Source organism: Streptomyces sp. NPDC088197 (assembly GCF_044741185.1).
GTDB lineage: Bacteria > Actinomycetota > Actinomycetes > Streptomycetales > Streptomycetaceae > Actinacidiphila.
The window spans coordinates 1,052,084-1,071,064 of sequence record NZ_JBIUSD010000001.1; the positions used below are offsets into that span (position 1 = coordinate 1,052,084).

Here is an 18,981-nt window from a genome sequence, read left to right on the forward strand (position 1 = left end):
CACAGCCCGGTTACTCTCGTTCCGTGTCGAACGAGACGAAGCTGACGGCGGGCGACGCCGAACTGATCCTGCGGCCCCACGACGGCTGCCGGATCGCCTCATTGAAGGTCGGCGGGACCGAACTCCTGCGCCAGGGAGACAAATTCGGCGCCTTCCTGATGGTGCCGTGGTGCGGCCGTACGGAGAACGGGGTGTTCCGCAACGGCGGTGTCACCCATCAACTCCCCGTCGACGCGCCCCCGCACGCCATCCACGGCACCGGGCGCCACACCGCCTGGCAGGAGGCCGCGCCCGCGACCGAGACCACCGCCGCGTACTACTTCGACCTCGCCGAGCCGTGGCCGTACCCCGGACGGGTGACGCACACCGTCGAGTTGGCCCCGCACTCGGTGAAGCTGACGCTCAGCGTCGAGGCCGACGCGTCCGGCGACTCCTTCCCCGCGCAGGCGGGCTGGCACCCGTGGTGGCTGCGCAACCTCGGCCAGGGCGGCCAGGACGTCGAACTGGCCTTCACCGCCGCCTGGCAGGAGGAGCGCGGCGACAACCACCTGCCGAACGGCAACCGCGTCGACCCCAGGCCCGGCCCCTGGGACGACTGCTTCGGCATGCCCGACGGCGTGGACATCACCCTCACCTGGCCCGGCGAGATGACGGTCCGGGTGACCAGCCCCTCCGAATGGGCGGTCGTCTACACCGAGCCGACCGAGGCGGTCTGCGTCGAGCCCCAGTCCGGCCCGCCGAACGGCCTCAACACCCTGCCCCGCCTGGTCACCCCGATCGACCCGCTGGAGATCAGCACGGAGTGGACCTGGCACCGGATCGGCTGAGCCCCCGGCCTGCCGGGATACTGGTCGGCATGAGTGACCAGACGCGAGACGCGCTGCTGCGGCAGATCAAGGACAAGGCCGTGGTGCACGGCAAGGTGACCCTCTCCTCGGGGCTCGAGGCCGACTTCTACGTCGACCTGCGCCGGATCACCCTGGACGGCGAGGCCGCGCCGCTCGCCGGACAGGTGATGCTCGACCTCACCGCCGAACTGGACTTCGACGCGGTGGGCGGGCTGACGCTCGGCGCCGACCCGGTGGCCACCTCGATGCTGCACGCCGCCGCGGCGCGCGGGCAGCGGCTCGACGCGTTCGTGGTCCGCAAGGCCAACAAGGCGCACGGCTTGCAGCGCCGTATCGAGGGCGCCGAGGTCAAGGGCCGCCGCGTGCTGGTGGTCGAGGACACCTCGACCACGGGCGGTTCGCCGCTGACCGCGGTCGAGGCGGTACGGGAGGCGGGCGGCGAGGTGGTGGCCGTCGCCGTCATCGTGGACCGCGGCGCGGCCGGGGCGATCGCGGACGCGGGACTGCCGTACCTGGCCGCGTACTCGCTGGACGACCTGGGCCTCGCCTGAGTCGCGTGAGCCGCCTGAGCCGCGCAGCCGTGTCGCGGTCCTGAGCCGGTCCTGAGCCGGTCCTGAGCCGGACCTGAGCCGGTCCTGAGTCGGCGCTGAGCGGGCTCCGAGCTTGCCCCGACCGGGTCCTGAGCGCTTTCGACCGGCGCTGACCTGCGTTTTTCCGGCCTCCGGAGTGTTTCACGTGAAACACTCCGGAGGCCGTCGTCCACTGGGTGTGCACGGAGGTGGTGTAACCGTTCGAGTCTGGGAAGATGGGGGCGACAAAGACGTCGCCACGCCAGTAAGGCCACAGCAGGACCACCCGCAGATCATGAGGAGCGGACACGATGCCCATCGCAACCCCCGAGGTCTACAGCGAGATGCTCGACCGGGCGAAGGCAGGCAAGTTCGCCTACCCGGCCATCAATGTCACCTCGTCGCAGACCCTGCACGCCGCGCTGCGCGGCCTCGCCGAGGCGGAGAGCGACGGCATCATCCAGATCTCCACGGGCGGCGCGGAGTTCCTGGGCGGTCAGTACAACAAGGACATGGTGACCGGCTCGGTCGCGCTCGCCGAGTTCGCGCACATCGTGGCCGAGAAGTACCCGATCACGGTCGCGCTGCACACCGACCACTGTCCCAAGGACAAGCTGGACGCGTACGTGCGTCCGCTGCTGAAGGTCTCGCAGGAGCGCGTGGCCGCGGGCCGCGACCCGCTGTTCCAGTCCCACATGTGGGACGGCTCGGCGGAGAACCTGGACGACAACCTCGCCATCGCCAAGGAGCTGCTGGCCGAGGCCGTCAAGGCCAAGATCATCCTGGAGATGGAGATCACCCCGACCGGCGGTGAGGAGGACGGCGTCTCGCACGAGATCAACGACAACCTCTACACCACCGTCGACGACGCCTACCGCACCGTCGAGGCCGTCGGCCTGGGCGAGCAGGGCCGCTACCTGCTGGCCGCCTCCTTCGGCAACGTCCACGGCGTCTACAAGCCGGGCAACGTCGTCCTGCGTCCGGGCATCCTCAAGGAGCTCCAGGACGCGGTCGCCCAGAAGTACGGCAAGGCCAACGCCTTCGACTTCGTCTTCCACGGCGGCTCGGGTTCCACGCTCGAGGAGATCAACGAGGCGCTGGAGAACGGCGTCGTCAAGATGAACATCGACACCGACCTCCAGTACGCCTTCACCCGGCCCGTCGCGGACCACATGTTCCGCAACTACGACGGCGTCCTGAAGGTCGACGGCGAGGTCGGCAACAAGAAGACCTACGACCCCCGCGTCTGGGGCAAGGCCGCCGAGGCCGGCATGGCCGCCCGCGTGGTCGTCGCCGCCGAGAACCTGCGGTCGGCGGGCAACAAGCGCAAGTAATCCTCCGGACGGGTTCCGGGACGGCGTACTGCACAGGGCCGGCTTCCGGACGGGGTCCGGGACGGACCGCATGACGTTGTCGGTGCTCGTACGGCTGGATGTGCGGGCGGCCTCCGGGCCTCCCCGCGCGGTTTCGGGCTCGTCGCCGAAGGCCCCTGGCATCTGCCGGGGGCCTTTCCGGTGGGGGCTCGGGCAGACTGGAACGCATGGCCATCAACGAGAACCTGCTCGGGGGACCCGCCCCGACCCATCTGCCCGAAGACCCGGAGCCGCGCGAACTGCTCGCCTCCGGTACCGCGCCCGCCGAGGTCGCGGCGAAATACCCGGCCTCCTCGCTGGTCTGGGCGCAGCTCGCCGACGACGCCTTCGAGGCCGGCAGCGTCGTGGAGTCGTACGCCTACGCCCGTACCGGCTACCACCGCGGCCTCGACTCGCTGCGCCGCGCCGGGTGGAAGGGCCACGGTCCCGTGCCCTTCGAGCACGAGCCGAACCGCGGCTTCCTCCGCGCCCTGCACGCGCTGGCCCGCGCCGCCCAGGCGATCGGCGAGCAGGACGAGTACGAGCGCTGCACGGTCTTTCTGCGGGACAGCTCGCCGACCGCCGCCGACACCCTGACCTGACGGCCGGCCCGCCCTTCTTTTCCTGTTTCCCCCGCGTTCCCCCTGGGTCTCACCAGGGGGAACGTGCTTTGTCGCAGTCGTGCCACAAGGGCGGACCGACGCCTCAGCCCCCGTATCCATGTGCGATTCTGATCCGGTTGTCCACACGCAGCACGGGGTGAGACCGGCCGGGGAGCCGGGGCCTCGACGACCGCTGCGCCAGCGCAGGGGGAGTCTTGGCACAGCCACGCCGTCAACCGGGCCGACGTCGGACGAGGGGCCGCGCCGCGATAGTCGGCTCCGCCCTGGCCGTGGGACTGATCATGGTGACCGCGGGCGTCGGGTACGCCACCTGGAACCACGGCAGGAACGTCGACTCCGCCGCCGCCATCGACCACGGCCTCGGCGCCACCACGGCACCGGCCCGCGACGCCAGCGGCAGTGACGGTGACACCGGGGGCGGCACTCCGCCGTCCGCGAGGGACAAGGCGGAGCCGCCGAAGGTGCCCGTCTCCGGCACCGGCCGCTTCAGCACCGCCGACGCCAGCGGCAAGGCCACGGGACACGGCACCATCCGCCGCTACAAGGTCGAGGTCGAAGGCGGTATCGACCTGTCCGCCGCCGACGCCGCCCACGAGATCGCCGCCATCCTCGCCAACCCCCGCGGCTGGACCGCCGACGGCCACGACGGCTTCCAGCTCGTCTCCTCCGGCCGCGCCGACTTCGTCGTCAAGATCGCCACCCCCGACACCGTCGACGACATCTGCGGAGCCGCCGGTCTCCTCACCCGCGGCGAGGTCAACTGCGACGTCGGCTCCACCGTCGTCGTCAACCTCAAGCGCTGGCTGCTCGGCTCCCCCGAGTTCAAGGGCCCCATCGAGGGCTACCGCGCCCTGATCATCAACCACGAGGTCGGCCACCGCATCGGCCACGGCCACGAGGGCTGCCCGGGCCCGGGAAGGCCGGCCCCGGTGATGATGCAGCAGATCAAGGGCCTGAACGGGTGCCGAGCGAACGAGTGGCCGTACGACCCGAAGGGGACGTACGTGGGAGGTCCGGGGGTGGAGTGAGGGGTGAGCCCTCTGGCGTTGGCTCAGGGTGGCGGTGGGACGTGCGGGGGAGCCGTCGTGGGTGAGGTCGGGGTGGCGGCGGAACGTGCGGGGGAGCCGTCGTGGGTGAGGTCAGCGTGGCGGTTGAACGTGCGGGGGAGCCGCCTTGCGCAGGCTCACCGCGATCCCCTTTTTTTGCCGCCCTCTCGCCTCCGGCGGCTTAGATCCGGTGTCGACGGTCGATCGTGCTCGCTCCCTCGTTCCTCGGTCGCTGTGCGCGTTCTCCCTTTCAACACCGGCGCCGCCTTCGGCTCGCTGGCTACCGGCGAACCCCACCTGCGTAAACGCACCCGAGCGGCGAACCCCACCGCGCAGCGGTGCCGGAGGGGCGCAGCCCCTCGCGCGAGCGCACCCCGGGGGCGGTGGCCCTTGCGCAGGGGCACCCTGGGGGGAGCCGGGCCTTGCCGGATTGGGCCGCACCGCAGATGATCTCGGCGTAGCCCGGTGATCCCGGGTCCGCTTCTGGAGGTAAGACCATGTCCGACGCACCGACCGATGAGGCGGCGACCCCGAACCTCTCGTTCGAGGGCAGCACGCCGTACGAGGACTACGTGCAGGCGTCCGTACTGACCCACTTGCAGCACCCGTTGTCCGACGAGCCCGGCGAGATGGCCTTTCTGGTCACCACGCAGGTGATGGAGCTGTGGTTCACGTTGCTGGTCCACGAATGGACCACCGCGGCGGCGGCGCTCAGGGAGGACGACCTGCCGACGGCGATGGCGGCGCTCAGGCGCAGCCTGCCGGAGCTGGAGTCGCTGAACGCCTCGTGGAAACCGATCGCCAATCTCACCCCCGCGCAGTTCAACGCGTACCGGTCGGCCCTCGGGGAGGGCTCCGGGTTCCAGTCGGCGATGTACCGGCGGCTGGAGTTCCTGCTCGGGGACAAGTCCGCGTCGATGCTGGTGCCGCACCGGGGCACCCCCAGCGCGCACGCGGAGCTGGAGAAGGCGCTGACCGAGCCGAGCCTGTACGACGAGGTGCTGCGGCTGCTCAGCCGCCGCGGCTATGCGGTGCCCGCCGAGGTGCTGGAGCGCGACCCGGCGCTGCGGTACGAGCCGCACGCCGAGGTCGAGCGGGCGTGGCAGAGCGTGTACGCGGACGCCGACCAGGACACCGAGCTGATCAGGCTCGGCGAGGCCCTGACGGATGTCGCCGAGCTGGTCTGGCGCTGGCGCAACGACCACCTGGTGGCCACGCGCAGGGCGATGGGCGCCAAGTCGGGCACGGGCGGCTCGGCGGGGGTGGCCTGGCTGGAGAAGCGCGCCACGAAGAACGTCTTTCCGGAGCTGTGGACGGCGCGCAGCCATGTCTGAGGCCGTCGCGGCAGGAGATGCCGCCCTTCAGGACCGTGCGGACGCGCTGGACGCCGCCGATCCGCTGGCCGCCGTGCGGGACCGCTTCGTGCTGGACGACACCGTCTATCTGGACGGCAACTCGCTGGGCGCGCTGTCCACCGCCGTGCTGCCCCGGCTGAGCGACGTCGTCACCCGGGAGTGGGGCGAGCTGCGCATCCGGTCCTGGGAGGAGAGCGGCTGGTGGACCGCACCCGAGCGGATCGGCGACCGGATCGCGCCGCTGGTGGGCGCCGCGCCGGGGCAGGTCGTGGTCGGGGACTCGACCAGCGTGAATGTCTTCAAGGCGCTGGTCGCCGCCGTGCGGATGGCGCCCGCCGACCGCACCGAGATCCTGATGGACGCGGCGACCTTCCCCACGGACGGCTACATCGCCGCGTCGGCGGCCCGGCTGACCGGTCACACCGTGCGCGCGGTGGACGCGGCCGAGATCGCGGACGCGGCCGGTGACCGTACCGCCGTGGCGCTGGTCAACCACGTGGACTACCGCACCGGGCGGCTGCACGACCTGTCCGCCGTCACGGCGGCCCTGCACGCGGCGGGCGCGCTCGCGGTCTGGGACCTGTGCCACAGCGCGGGCGCGCTGCCCGTCGCGCTCGACGCGGACGGCGTGGACCTCGCGGTCGGCTGCACGTACAAGTACCTCAACGGCGGGCCCGGCGCACCCGCGTACCTCTATGTGCGGCGTGAGCTTCAGCCGCGCTTCGACTCGCCGCTGCCGGGCTGGAACTCGCACGCCGACCCGTTCGGCATGGCCCCGGAGTACGCCCCGGCGGACGGCGCGCCCCGCGGGCGGGTCGGCACGCCGGAGATCCTTTCGCTGCTCGCGTTGGACGCGGCGCTCGACGTCTGGGACGGTGTCGCCGTCGCGGACGTGCGGGCCAAGAGCCTGGCGCTGACCGACTTCTTCCTGGACTGCGTGGCCGCGCTGGTGCCGTACGGGCGCGCCGAGCCGATCACACCCGCCGACCACGCGGAGCGCGGCAGCCAGGTCTCGCTGCGCTGCGCGGGGGCGGCCGAGGTGATGCGCGAGCTGACCGCGCGCGGCATCGTCGGCGACTACCGGCGCCCCGATGTGCTGCGCTTCGGCTTCACACCGCTCTACACCCGGTACGCCGACGCCTTGCGCGCCGCCCGCGTACTGGCCGACGTCCTGGCCGGCGGACCGGGCACGCCCGTCGCGGCCCGACCCACCGCCGTACCCCAGAAAACCGACCCGCTCGACGTACCCGAAGGGACCACGTAACCGATGTCCGCTGCCGACCCCTCCACGTCCCCGCCCGCCGCCGATGCCGCCTCCGGGCGACGGGCGGCGGCCGAGGAGGCGTCGGCGTTCGGCCACGCTCCGGTGCCGCCGGATGCCACCGCGTCCTACGGCGACCACCCCGACCAGGTGGTCGACTTCTACCGGCCCGCCCCTGCCGAGGGCGCCCCCACCGGCCGTCCGGCCCCGCTGGTGGCCCTCTTCCACGGGGGTGCCTGGCGCGCCGCCCACGACCGCGCCCACGTCTCGCCGCTCGCGGCCCACCTCACCACCCACGGCTACGCCGTCGCGTCGGTCGAATACCGCCGCGGCCCGGCCCTCGAGGCGCCGCAGGAAGGCCGCGACCGCTCGGACCCCGCGCCCGACGCGCTGCCACCGGCCGGGCGCTGGCCCGACACCTTCGACGACGTGGCCGCCGCTCTGGACGCGCTGCCCGCGCTCGCCGTGCGGGCGCTCGGCGCCGACGTGGTGGACCCCCGCCGCACCGTCCTGACCGGCCACAGCGCGGGCGGCCACCTCGCGCTGTGGGCCGCCGCCCGTCACGTCCTGCCCCCTGAATCCCCCTGGCACCGCCCCTCACCTCCCCCCGTACGCGGCGTCGTGGCCCTCGCCCCGATCGCCGACCTCACCTCGGCGATCCGGCTGGGTGTCTGCTCCGGCGCGGTCGTCGACCTGCTGGGCGGACCCGAGCACCTGACGGCACGTCTGCCCGACGCCGACCCCGCCGCGCTGCTGCCCACCGGTATCGCCACAACCATCGTGCACGGCACCACTGACAATGAGGTTCCGTCGCAGGTCAGCCAGGCTTTCGCCCGTGCCGCGGCGGTCGCGGGAGAGGAGGTCGTCGCCGCGTGGCTGCCCGGCACCGGCCACTTCCCGCTGATCGACCCGTCCACGGCGGCCTGCGCGGCCGTCGCGGACGAGATCGCCCAACTCGCCTGGTAGCCGGGGCCGCCCGGCAGCGCGAAGGCCCCCGCCCGGTTCGACCGGGCGGGGGCCTTCGTGTGCGTGCGGTGCCGAGGGGGTCAGCGGGAGCGCTTGGCCAGCCGCTCGACGTCCAGGAGGATCACGGCGCGGGCCTCCAGGCGGAGCCAGCCGCGGCCCGCGAAGTCCGCGAGGGCCTTGTTGACGGTCTCGCGCGAGGCGCCGACGAGCTGGGCCAGCTCTTCCTGCGTGAGGTCGTGGACGACGTGGATGCCCTCTTCCGACTGCACGCCGAAGCGGCGGGAGAGGTCGAGCAGCGCCTTGGCGACGCGGCCGGGGACGTCGGAGAAGACCAGGTCGGACATGACGTCGTTGGTGCGGCGCAGGCGGCGGGCGACGGCGCGCAGCAGGGCGGTGGAGACCTCGGGCCGTACGTTCAGCCAGGGCTGGAGGTCGCCGTGGCCCAGGCCGAGCAGCTTCAGCTCGGTCAACGCGGTGGCGGTGGCGGTGCGCGGGCCGGGGTCGAAGAGCGACAGCTCGCCGATCAGCTCACCGGGGCCGACCACGGCGAGCATGTTCTCGCGGCCGTCGGGCGAGGTGCGGTGCAGCTTGACCTTGCCTTCGGTGACGACGTACAGCCGGTCCCCGGGGTCACCCTCGTGGAACAGCGAGTCGCCACGCGCGAGCGTGACCTCCGTCATGGAGGCGCGCAGTTCAGCGGCCTGCTCGTCGTCGAGCGCCGCGAAAAGCGGGGCACGGCGCAGAACGTCGTCCACGAGCTCTCTCCTTGTCGACATCGCTGGGATTTCCCCATGATGCATGACGTCTCAAACAGTGCGATCAATCACAAGGATGTCTTATCCAGGCCCGTAGCCGTGCTCCGGGGGTCCGATTGGGGGTCCGATCGGGGTCCGTAAACGGCTCAGGAAGGGCCGAACGGGTGGACCCTGAGCCGGATTCCGCTATGAGCGAACAACATAACGGCTGGGGCGTCGGAGTGGGCCCTTCGCGCGCGGCCGTACGAATTTCGTACGAATTCCTGCGCGCCGGACGGCTCGAACGCCCGCGTCGGCGCGGGTTTACCGGACCTTCGCGGATTTACGGCACCGGCACCGGTTCAGGCGCCGGTGCCTGCGCTGCGGTGGACGTGCCCTCATGGGCGGCCTCCGGTGCGGCCGTCCCCGGCGCCGTCGTCAGGAAGCGCGCGGCCACCGACCGGTTGTATTTGGTGAACATCGCACCCAGCGTGCGCCGTTCCTCCTCGGTCCAGCCGTCGAGCAGCCCGGCCAGGCTCTCCGCGCGCCGGGCGCGTACCTCCTCCATCCGCCGCAGCCCCTCGGCGGTCGGCGTGACGATGCTGCGCCGCCGGTCGGTGGGGGCGGGGGAGCGGGCGACCAGGCCCTGGGCCTGGAGCGCTGCCGCCTGGCGGCCGGCCGTCGAGGGGTCGAGGCCGAGCGCGGCGGCGAGCGAGTTGATGTCCTGCGGGCCGCCCCCGGCCAGGGTGCGCAGCAGCAGGTACTCGGCCCGGTCCAGGGTGTCGTGGATGTCGGTGCGCCGGTAGAACAGCTCGAAATTCCTGACGAGCACGGCGGTCTGATGCTCGATCACATCGAGCGCGGCGGAGGTCCCCTCGGTCCCCTCTGCCTTCGCGGTCCCTGCCACGGCCACTCCAGATCCAGATATCGGTACGATGCACGTGTTAATATCGGCATCATACCGATGAATTCGGCGAGGCCGAGCGGGAGGGGACGCGGTGGGGTCGAGCGGCTGGACGCGCGAGGTCTGGGACCGGATAGTCGGATCGGACCCGGGCCTGCAAAGACTCCGCACGGCGTTCGGCGCGGCGGTCGCCATGAGCACCACCCTGGCGATCGAGTACGGCTACGGGCGCGCCACGCACGCGGGCCCCCAGGGCACCCTCGTCGGCATGCTGCTGGGCACCGTCATGGCGATGATGGGCTCGATGGCGCTGGACGGCACCCAGGTGCTGCCGAAGATCCGCACGGCCGTGTTCTTCCCGGTCGCCATCGGCACCGGCATGGTCATCGGCGTCTCGGTGGCCGGGCACACCGACGCGATGCTCGCGGTCTTCGTCGCCGTCATGTTCGTGGCCGTCTTCATCCGCCGCTTCGGACTGCCGTACTTCTTCTACGGCTTCATGATCTGGATGGGCTACTTCTTCGCCGCCTTCCTCAACGCCCGCCTCGCGCAGCTCCCCGACCTGCTCGCCGCGGTCGGCATCGCCACCGGCTGGGTCCTGCTGCTGTCCACCACCGTGCTGCGCGCCCACCCCCAGCGGACGCTGACCCGCGTCCGCCGCGCCTTCGGCGCCCGTGCCGGGGCCGTCGCCCGGGTCTGCGCCGACCTGCTGGAGACCGACCCCGAGGACGTGCGGCGGCTGGCCCGGCTCCGCCGCGAGCTGCACTCGCGCCAGCTCAGGCTCGCCGAGACCGCGCTGGTCATCGAGGGCTGGTCGGCCCACCCCGGCACCCTGCCGCCGGGCCGGTCCGCGGCCGGAGTACGCCGCAGGACGCTGGACGCACATCTGGCGGTGGACGCCGTGGCGACCGCGGCCGACGCGCTCGCGGGCACCGGAGGGCGCCTCGCGCCCGAGGCCGCGGCCATCGCCGCGCACCTGGCGCGCAGCGAATACGCGGCGGCCGAACGGCGGGCCAGGGACGTACTGTCACTCGTCGACTCCGACGACCCGGTGACGGCCGCGCGCGCCGAACCCGCCACAGATTGCTTCGCCTATCACCTGGCCACCGCCGCCTGGGAGTTCACGGTGCTGGTCAGGGAGGTCAGGCGCGCCGCGGAGGCGGACGTCGGACGATCCCACAACGGAAGCGGGCACAAGGTGCGGCGCCCGAAGGCCGCACAAGGCGCGGCAGACGGCCCCGGCCGCGACCCCCGTCCCGCTCACGGCACCCACGACGACGCTCTCGACGCCCCGGCCGACTTCGCCCCCGCCGTGACCCTGGCCATGGGCGGGCTGCCCGGCTCCGCCGCGGTCGCGGGCGGTGTCTCGGCGCGCGGCGGCTGGCGGCGGCTCAGCGGCCTCTCGCTGACCACCCGGCAGGCGATCCAGGTGGCCGTCGCGGGCACCCTGGCCATCGTCATCGGCCGCGAGCTGTCGGAGGCCCGCTACTACTGGGCGGTGATCGCCGCCTTCATCGCCTTCACCGGCACCGCCACCCGCTCGGAGACCTTCATCAAGGCGACCAACCGCGTCGTCGGCACCCTGCTCGGCCTCGGCGCGGGCATCGGCCTCGCGCACCTGACCGCGGGCCACACCCTGTGGGTGATCGCGGTCATCGTGCTCAGCATGTCCTGCGGCTTCTACCTGGTCAGCCTCTCCTACGCGGCCATGATCTTCTTCGTCACGATCATGGTGTCGCAGCTCTACACCCAGCTCCACGAGTTCTCCGCCGGTCTGCTGATGCTGCGTCTCGAAGAGACCGCCATAGGCGCCGCCATCGGCATAGCGGTCGCCCTCGTCGTCCTGCCGACCAGCACGCGCGACACCGTCAGCAGCGCGCGCGGCAGCTACTTCGCTGCCGTGGGCGAGCTGCTGCACGCCGCCGCCGCGCGCCTGGAGCACGACGGCCGCTCCGACCGCGAGGACGGGTCCGCAAGCCCCGACGGCGCCGACCTCGACGCCCTGGTGCGCGTGGTGGACCACCGCCTCCAGCAGCTCGCCCTGGTGGCGCGCCCGCTGACCCGCCCCCTGGTGTGGGGCAACGACCCGCGCCTCGTACGGCACCGGCTCACCCTCTACGCGGCCGTCACCCGGCAGACCAGGGCCCTGGCGCTCGGCCCGCGCCGCTCACCCGGCCTCGCGCCCGCGCCGCACCTGGCGGAGGCCAGCCGCGCGCTCGGCCATGCGGCCACCGCCCTGGCGCTCGCGCCCGCCCCGCAGGGCCGGCCCGCGGCCGAGGTCGCCCGCGCCCTGCGCACCGCCGACGCGGCGCTCCTGACCAGGTTCCCCGCCGCCGGTACGGTGCTGCCGCCGGTCACCAGGCCGCTGCTGCGGCTGCGGCAGCTCCTGCACGAGCTGGCCGTACTCCCGCCGGGACACGGCGTCGGCCGCGGCTTCACCGGGCGCGGCGCGGGCCCCGCCGACACTTCGCGATCGTCACCGGCTCGCATGCCGCCGGGCCCGTACGGGAAACGCCGCACGGCGTGACGGCGGGTGCCGCGGGGGAGCGCCCCGGACCGGGGGACGACCTCCCGCACGCGTCCGGCGCGGCCGGTGACGGCGCGCCCCGCCGCCCCTGAGCCGCCGGTCGCGGCCCCGCGACACCGCGCCCCGATCGTTGTGGCGCCCTGTGTCGGCGGCGGCCCGTAGGCTGGCGGCATGGCGACGAGTGGTGCGGTGGTCAAGAAGATCAAGAAGGCGAAGGTCGCGCAGACGCATGCGGGACTGGTACGGCAGGCGCGGCGGATCAACCGCGAGCTGGCGGAGGTTTATCCGTACGCGCATCCAGAGCTGGACTTCGAGAATCCCTTCCAGCTCCTGGTCGCCACGGTGCTGTCCGCGCAGACCACGGACCTGCGGGTGAACCAGACGACGCCCGCGCTGTTCGCGAAGTACCCGACGCCCGAGGACATGGCGGTGGCCGACCCCGAGACGCTGGAGCAGATCCTGCGCCCGACGGGCTTCTTCCGCGCCAAGGCGAAGTCCGTGCAGGGGCTCTCGGCGGCGCTACGGGACCGGTTCGGCGGTGAGGTGCCCGGCCGTCTCGAGGACCTGGTGACCCTGCCGGGCGTCGGCCGCAAGACGGCCAATGTCGTACTCGGCAACGCCTTCGGTGTCCCCGGCATCACCGTGGACACCCACTTCGGCCGCCTCGCCCGCCGCTTCGGCTGGACCGCGTCGCAGGACCCGGAGAAGGTCGAGGAGGACGTCGCCGGGCTCTTCCCGAAGTCGGACTGGACGATGCTGTCGCACCGCGTCGTCTTCCACGGCCGCCGTATCTGCCACGCCCGCAAACCCGCCTGCGGCGCCTGCCCGATCGCCCCGCTCTGCCCGGCCTACGGCGAGGGCGAGACGGACCCGGAGAAGGCGGAGAAGCTGCTCAAGTACGAGAAGGGCGGCGCCCCCGGACAGCGCCTGAAGCCCCCGCCGGACTACCCGGGCCAGCCCGCGCCCCCGCTGGCGGCCTCATGACCCACGCGCGGGGGGCGGGCACCGGAGCGGACGCGGGTGCCGGGCCGGAGATGGGCGCGGGCTTCGGCACGGACCCGCGAGCGGGCCTCGGCGCCGACGCGCGAGCCGGCTTCGGCGCCGATGCCGGAGAAGGCACCGGGGTCGAGATCAGCACGGCCGGGCTGCCGCGGTGGCTCGAACCGGTGGCCGACGCCGTCGCCGGGGTCCGGCCGGAACAGCTCAGCAGCTTTCTGCCGCCCGAAGGCGGCGGGCGGCAGTCCGCCGTCCTGATCCTGTTCGGGGACGGCGACCGGGGCCCCGAGATGCTGCTCATCGAGCGGTCGAGGGCGCTGCGTTCGCACGCGGGCCAGCCCTCCTTCCCCGGCGGCGCCCTCGACCCCGAGGACGGCGACCCGGACGGCGACGGGCCGGTGCGCGCCGCGCTGCGCGAGGCCGAGGAGGAGACCGGCCTCGACCCGACGGGCGTCCAGGTCTTCGGCGTGCTGCCGCGGCTCTACATCCCGGTCAGCGGCTTCGTCGTGACCCCCGTGCTCGGCTGGTGGCGCAGGCCCACCCCGGTCGGCGTGGTCGACCCGGCCGAGACCGCGCGCGTCTTCCGGGTGCCTGTGGCCGATCTCACCGACCCCGCCAACCGCGCGACCCTGACCCACCCCAGCGGTTTCCTCGGGCCTGCCTTCCTGGTCGAAGGCGCGCTGGTCTGGGGTTTCACCGCGGGGCTGATCGACAGGATCGTGCAGTTCGCGGGCTGGGAGCGGCCCTGGGACCGCGACCGCAAGGTGCCGCTCGCCTAGGGCGTGTCCGCGCCGTACCCCGCCTCTGCGAGGCTCGTACGGCGGTCCTCGGGGGCGCGTGCCGAGGCGCGTACGGCGGTCCTCGGGGGCGCGTGCCGGGGCTCCGCCGAGGGGTGTCCAGCGCGTGTCCGGGGCGAGTTCGGCCTCCTGATGCCGGTCATCGGCCGTACCGCGCAGGTCACCTGGGCCGTACGGTGCCGTCGGGCGGGGCGGCCATGAGACCGTGTCCAGGTGAACGTGCTGGACTTTCTGCTCATCCTCGCCGCCGTCTGGTTCGCCGTGGTCGGTTACCGGCAGGGCTTCGTCGTCGGAGTCATGTCGGTGGTCGGCTTCCTCGGCGGCGGTCTCGCCGCGATCTATCTGCTGCCGCTGTTCTGGGACAAGGCGACGGACCACTCCTCGCCGGGTTCGGTCGCGGTGATCACCGCCGTGGTGGTCGTCATCGTGTGCGCGTCGGTGGGGCAGGCGTTCACCACGCACTTGGGCAACAAGCTCAGGACCCGCATCACGTGGTCGCCCGCCCGCGCCATCGACGCGGGCGGCGGCGCGCTGGTCAATGTGCTCGCCATGCTGCTGGTGGCCTGGCTGATCGGCAGCGCGCTGGCCACCACGGCGCTGCCGACGATAGGCCGCGAGGTGCGCTCGTCCAAGGTGCTGCTCGGCGTCTCCAGGGTGGTGCCGCAGGAAGCCGACACCTGGTTCACCGACTTCAGTTCCACCCTCGCGCAGAACGGCCTGCCGCAGGTCTTCGGGCCCTTCGGGTCCGAGCCGATCACCTCGGTGCCCCCTCCCGACCCGAACCTCGTGCACAGCGCCGTCGTCACCGACGCCCGCCGCAGCATCGTCAAGATCGTCGGCACCGCGTCGGGCTGCGGGAAGGTCCTCGAAGGGTCCGGCTTCGTCTTCGCCAAGGACCGCGTGATGACCAACGCGCACGTCGTCGGCGGCGTCTCCGAGCCCACCGTGCAGATCGGCGGCAAGGGCCGCCTGTACGACGCCCGCGTGGTCCTCTACGACTGGCAGCGCGACATCGCCGTCCTGGACGTGCCGCGTCTGAACGCGCCGGCGCTCACATTCACCAGCGGCGACGTACAGTCCCGCGACGACGCCATCGTGGCCGGTTTCCCGGAGAACGGCGCCTTCGACGTACGCGCCGCCCGCGTCCGCGGCCGTATCGAGGCCAACGGCCCGGACATCTACCACCGCGGCACCGTCCACCGCGACGTCTACTCGCTGTACGCGACCGTCCGCCAGGGCAACTCCGGCGGCCCGCTGCTCACCACGAACGGGCAGGTGGCGGGCGTCGTCTTCGCCAAGTCACTCGACGACTCGAACACCGGTTACGCGCTTACCGCCGACGAGATCCGCCCGGACATCGCGGCGGGCACGGCGGCGAGCCGGCAGGTCGACACGGAGAACTGCGCGCTGTGAGGTGACCGACGGCCGGCCCGGCGTACCTGTCGGCCGGGCCGTCCGTCGGCCGGGCGGTCACTGCGCCCTGGCGTGCCGCAGCCGGGCACCGACCCAGCGGGCCCGGCGCCGCAGGATGCGCGGGATTCCGATCTGGGGCTCCCCCGGCGGGAGCACGGCCAAGGGCGCCCCGCTGTTGACGGAGACGGAAGTGTTACGGCGATTGCGTGATACGTCACGGTAGTCGTGCGTCCAACCCATACGAAGCTAAGTGCCCGCAGCCCTTGGTCGGTAATCGCCCTTCGGTCGCCCGGTTGGCGTATGCGTCCGGCATTTTGCGGATCATATGACCGACACGCGGACGCCTGATGCGTACGGGGCGGGCGCGCTGGCAGAGGGACACCTGATGGCGGGTCAGAGCCTCGCTGAGGGTGAGTCAGTTACGGCGCGAGGCCGTGCGGAGGCGGCGGCTTGGGCCCGTCGGGAGCGTACGGCTCAGCGGTCCGGCTCCGGGTCCTTCAGCCAGTTGATCAGCTCGGTCGAGAACGCGGCCGGGTCCTCCTCGTGCGGGAAGTGCCCCAGGCCGTCGAAGAGCCGCCAGCGGTACGGCGCCTCGACGTACTCCCCGCTGCCCGCCGCGCTGCGGCTGCGGATCGCCGGGTCGAGCGAGCCGTGCAGGTGCAGCGTCGGCACCCGGACCGGCCGCTTCATCCGCCGGTTGAACTGGATGCCGTCGGGCCGCGCCATCGACCGCACCATCCAGCGGTACGGCTCGACCGCGCAATGCGCCGTCGAGGGGATCTGCATCGCGCGCCGGTAGACGTCCACGGCCTCGTCGTCCGGCAGTCGCGGCCCCGACCACTGGTGGATCAGCCGGCCGACCAACTCCGCGTGGTCCGCCACCAGGTGACGCTCCGGCAGCCAGGGCGACTGAAAGCCCCAGATGTAGGCGCCCGACTTGCTGTGCCGCAGATCGGTCAGCATCGCGTTGCGCCAGCGGCGCGGGTGCGGCATCGACTCGACCGCGAGGCGGCGTACGAGCTTGGGCCGCATCGTCGCGGCCGTCCACGCCAGGTAGCCGCCGAGGTCGTGGCCGACCAGCGCGGCGTCCGGCTCGCCCAGCGACCGGATCACCCCGGTGACGTCGAGCGCGAGGTTGCCCGCGTCGTAACCGCGCGGCGTACGGTCGCTGCCGCCCACCCCGCGCAGGTCCATCGCCACCGCGCGGAAACCGGCCTCGGCGAGTGCGGGCAGTTGGTGCCGCCAGGTCCACCAGAACTGCGGGAAGCCGTGCAGCAGGAGGACGAGCGGGCCGTCGCCCATCTCGGCGATGTGGAAGCGAGCGCCGTTCGCGGCCACGTCACGATGGGTCCACGGCCCTTCGAGGCGGGGGACGGAACCGCCGCCGCCCGCACCTGACGGCCCGGTTCCCGGCCCGTTCCCCGAGCCGTTCCGCGACTCTTCTCCCGAACCGCTCCCGCTGTCGTTTCCCGTGGCACTGCCCGACCTGCCGACGACCCTCATGGTGGAGAGAGTGTCACATCTTCAGGTCGGGTGCTCTGGTCGAACCGGCCATCGAATCCGGCCCGGCGCCGGATACCGAATCCCGGACGCCGCCGCGTCCCGCGTCCCTGTCCGCGCGGGGAAGCGCGGGCTTGGCGGCGGCCTTGTCCAGACTCGTGGCCGTGTCCTGCGGACGCGGGTGCGGCTTCGCGTTCTTCATCACCGCTGCGGTCTGCTTGGCCGACTCGATGGAGCGCTCGGGCTTCTTCACCTTCTTGAACCGGCCGTACGCGATCAGGCCGAGGAGCGCGGCGATCAGCACGTACGCCCCGGCGACGATCAGGAACGACCACCCCAGGGTGATCCCGAGCGCGTGGATGCCGTACGCGGCGGCCATGCTGAACATCGGCATGGCGAAGAAGGCCAGGGTCAGGGCGACACCGATCGCGCCGCTGCCGAACAGCGCCCGCTTCACGTCCTGCCGCAGTTCCACCTTGACGAGGGCGATCTCGTCGTGCACCAGGGCGGAGACATCCGCCGTGGCGGAGGCGAACAACTGGCCGAGGCTGCGCCCGTCGTCGTCGTGGGCTGCGCTCATTGCGTCCTCCGTCGTCAAATCGTTGTCGTTCCGTCAGATCATGCCTCAGCCGGAGTCATCTCCGCCGTCGCCCCCGGCCAGACGGGCGAGCCTGCGGTGTTCCGCGGCCTTCCGTTCCAGGATCTCGGCCATCCGCAGGTGGTAGGCGGGCTGGTCCTGCTCGTACACGTCGGGGACCCCGTCGCCGTCCTCGTCGCGCTCCTCCTCGTCGCACAAGGCGCGGTATTTGTTGTTCCGCAGCTTCAGCAGAATCGTCGCCAGCACCGCGGAGAGCAGCGAGCCGACCAGGACGGCGGCCTTCGCCTCGTCGGCGAGCAGCGCATCGTCCTTGAAGGCGAGTTCGCCGATCAGCAGGGAGACGGTGAAGCCGATCCCGGCGAGCGAGGCGACCGCCAGGACGTCGGGCCATTTGAGGTCGGCGTTGAGCCGCGCCCGGGTGAAGCGGGCCGCCAGCCAGGTGCCGCCGAACACGCCGACGATCTTTCCGACCACCAGTCCGATCAGCACACCGAGCGTCTCGGGCTTGGTGAACACATCGCGCAGCGAGCCGCCCGAGACCGCGACCCCGGCCGAGAACAGGGCGAACAGCGGTACGGCAAGGCCCGCCGAGATCGGCCGCACCAGGTGCTCGATGTGCTCGCCGGGAGATTCGCGCTCACCCTCGCGCCTGGTGCAGCGCAGCATCAGGCCCATGGCGACGCCCGCGATGGTGGCGTGCACGCCGCTGTTGTACATCAGGCCCCAGATGACCAGCGCCAGCGGCACGTACACGTACCAGCCGCGTACTCCCGAGCGCAGCAGCAGCCAGAAGACGACCAGCCCGGCCGCCGCTCCGCCGAGCGCGGCGTAGTTGATCGAGGAGGTGAAGAAGACGGCGATGATCAGGATGGCGAAGAGGTCGTCGACGACGGCGAGGGTGAGCAGGAAGGCGCGCAGCGCGGCGGGCAGGGCGGTGCCGATGACGGCGAGGACCGCGAGCGCGAAGGCGATGTCGGTGGCGGTGGGGACGGCCCAGCCCTTGAGGGAGCCGCCGCCGGTGGCGCTGACGACGGTGTAGAAGATCGCGGGGACCGCCATGCCGCACATGGCCGCGATCACCGGGAGCGCGGCGGCCGAGGGGGTGCGCAGCTCGCCCGCGACCAGTTCGCGCTTCAGCTCGATGCCCGCCACGAAGAAGAAGACGGCGAGCAGGCCGTCCGCCGCCCAGTGCGCGACGGACAGGTCGAGGCCGAGCGTGGAGACGCCGAAGTGGAAGTGGCTGACGCTCTCGTAGCTGTGGTGCAGGGTGTTCGCCCAGACCAGCGCCACCACGGCGGCCACCAGGAGCAGGACTCCGCCGACGGTCTCCGCGCGCAGCGCGTCCAGGACGAAGGTGCGTTCCGGGAGCGGCAGCCGTCCGAGGACGGTGTCGGCGCGACGGCGCGGTTGCTCAGTCACGCGGGTACTCGGTCATGGGGGCGGCCTCCTGGGCGGGTGCGGCTGGCTGCGGACACAGGTGTCCCGTGTGCCG

General features: G+C 72.4%; 18 protein-coding genes. 12 read left to right on the forward strand and 6 right to left on the reverse strand.

Going from position 1 to position 18,981, the window contains the following annotated elements; all coding sequences use genetic code 11:
• Nucleotides 1-23 precede the first annotated feature (23 nt).
• The 8 genes from ACIOC1_RS04600 (at nt 24) to ACIOC1_RS04635 (ending at nt 8,020) form a co-directional block, all read left to right on the forward strand.
• Nucleotides 24-827 (forward strand): aldose 1-epimerase, encoded by an 804-nt coding sequence (locus tag ACIOC1_RS04600; protein ID WP_355346213.1) that lies wholly within the window; start codon nt 24-26, stop codon nt 825-827.
• 29 nt (nt 828-856) lie between these two features.
• Nucleotides 857-1,399, forward strand: a complete 543-nt coding sequence (gene pyrE, locus ACIOC1_RS04605) for an orotate phosphoribosyltransferase (RefSeq protein WP_391041562.1) — start codon at nt 857-859, stop codon at nt 1,397-1,399.
• Nucleotides 1,400-1,728: 329 nt separating this feature from the next.
• A complete protein-coding gene (fbaA, locus tag ACIOC1_RS04610) occupies nt 1,729-2,751 on the forward strand; it encodes a class II fructose-bisphosphate aldolase (RefSeq protein ID WP_355346207.1) in 1,023 nt (340 codons plus the stop codon).
• 206 nt (nt 2,752-2,957) lie between these two features.
• Nucleotides 2,958-3,371, forward strand: coding sequence for a DUF3151 domain-containing protein (locus tag ACIOC1_RS04615; protein ID WP_355346204.1), 414 nt, complete (start codon nt 2,958-2,960; stop codon nt 3,369-3,371).
• 290 nt (nt 3,372-3,661) lie between these two features.
• The gene (locus ACIOC1_RS04620) at nt 3,662-4,420 is read left to right on the forward strand and encodes a DUF3152 domain-containing protein (RefSeq protein WP_391041560.1); all 759 of its coding nucleotides are present in this window, start codon (nt 3,662-3,664) and stop codon (nt 4,418-4,420) included.
• A gap of 515 nt (nt 4,421-4,935) precedes the next feature.
• Complete coding sequence (locus ACIOC1_RS04625) at nt 4,936-5,772, forward strand: tryptophan 2,3-dioxygenase family protein (RefSeq protein WP_401851871.1); 837 nt, start codon at nt 4,936-4,938, stop codon at nt 5,770-5,772.
• Nucleotides 5,765-7,057: a kynureninase gene (gene kynU / locus ACIOC1_RS04630; protein WP_401851874.1), complete on the forward strand. Its 1,293-nt coding sequence runs from the start codon at nt 5,765-5,767 to the stop codon at nt 7,055-7,057. Before ACIOC1_RS04625 ends, kynU begins: the two co-directional genes overlap by 8 nt.
• 3 nt (nt 7,058-7,060) lie before the next feature.
• A complete protein-coding gene (locus ACIOC1_RS04635) occupies nt 7,061-8,020 on the forward strand; it encodes an alpha/beta hydrolase family protein (protein WP_401851876.1) in 960 nt (319 codons plus the stop codon).
• An 80-nt stretch (nt 8,021-8,100) separates the two neighbouring features.
• Here the strand turns inward: ACIOC1_RS04635 and ACIOC1_RS04640 are convergent, their stop codons facing one another.
• Both ACIOC1_RS04640 and ACIOC1_RS04645 read right to left on the reverse strand, forming a co-directional pair.
• Nucleotides 8,101-8,775: a Crp/Fnr family transcriptional regulator gene (locus ACIOC1_RS04640; RefSeq protein ID WP_033174884.1), complete on the reverse strand. Its 675-nt coding sequence runs from the start codon at nt 8,773-8,775 to the stop codon at nt 8,101-8,103.
• A gap of 322 nt (nt 8,776-9,097) precedes the next feature.
• Nucleotides 9,098-9,661: a MarR family winged helix-turn-helix transcriptional regulator gene (locus tag ACIOC1_RS04645; protein ID WP_401851879.1), complete on the reverse strand. Its 564-nt coding sequence runs from the start codon at nt 9,659-9,661 to the stop codon at nt 9,098-9,100.
• 190 nt (nt 9,662-9,851) lie between these two features.
• On the opposite strand from ACIOC1_RS04645, the gene ACIOC1_RS04650 reads away from it, so the two are divergent.
• From ACIOC1_RS04650 to ACIOC1_RS04665, 4 genes are all read left to right on the forward strand, one after another.
• Complete coding sequence (locus ACIOC1_RS04650; RefSeq protein WP_401851881.1) at nt 9,852-12,185, forward strand: FUSC family protein; 2,334 nt, start codon at nt 9,852-9,854, stop codon at nt 12,183-12,185.
• A 171-nt stretch (nt 12,186-12,356) separates the two neighbouring features.
• Entirely contained in the window at nt 12,357-13,169 is an 813-nt protein-coding gene (gene nth / locus ACIOC1_RS04655) for an endonuclease III (RefSeq protein ID WP_391041550.1), read from the forward strand.
• Nucleotides 13,166-13,960 carry an NUDIX hydrolase gene (locus ACIOC1_RS04660; protein ID WP_401851884.1) on the forward strand — a complete coding sequence of 265 codons (795 nt, stop codon included), beginning with the start codon at nt 13,166-13,168 and terminating at the stop codon, nt 13,958-13,960. Before nth ends, ACIOC1_RS04660 begins: the two co-directional genes overlap by 4 nt.
• 231 nt (nt 13,961-14,191) lie before the next feature.
• On the forward strand, nt 14,192-15,391 hold the full coding sequence (locus tag ACIOC1_RS04665) for a MarP family serine protease (protein ID WP_401305924.1): 1,200 nt from the start codon (nt 14,192-14,194) through the stop codon (nt 15,389-15,391).
• A gap of 57 nt (nt 15,392-15,448) precedes the next feature.
• Here ACIOC1_RS04665 and ACIOC1_RS04670 read toward each other — a convergent pair whose 3' ends face one another.
• The 4 genes from ACIOC1_RS04670 to nhaA form a co-directional block, all read right to left on the reverse strand.
• Nucleotides 15,449-15,631: a hypothetical protein gene (locus ACIOC1_RS04670; RefSeq protein ID WP_223187240.1), complete on the reverse strand. Its 183-nt coding sequence runs from the start codon at nt 15,629-15,631 to the stop codon at nt 15,449-15,451.
• Between the two features lie 234 nt (nt 15,632-15,865).
• The gene (locus ACIOC1_RS04675; protein WP_391158230.1) at nt 15,866-16,894 is read right to left on the reverse strand and encodes an alpha/beta fold hydrolase; all 1,029 of its coding nucleotides are present in this window, start codon (nt 16,892-16,894) and stop codon (nt 15,866-15,868) included.
• A gap of 13 nt (nt 16,895-16,907) precedes the next feature.
• Entirely contained in the window at nt 16,908-17,471 is a 564-nt protein-coding gene (locus ACIOC1_RS04680) for a phage holin family protein (protein WP_355346170.1), read from the reverse strand.
• A 45-nt stretch (nt 17,472-17,516) separates the two neighbouring features.
• On the reverse strand, nt 17,517-18,908 hold the full coding sequence (gene nhaA / locus ACIOC1_RS04685) for a Na+/H+ antiporter NhaA (protein WP_401851888.1): 1,392 nt from the start codon (nt 18,906-18,908) through the stop codon (nt 17,517-17,519).
• Nucleotides 18,909-18,981 lie beyond the last annotated feature (73 nt).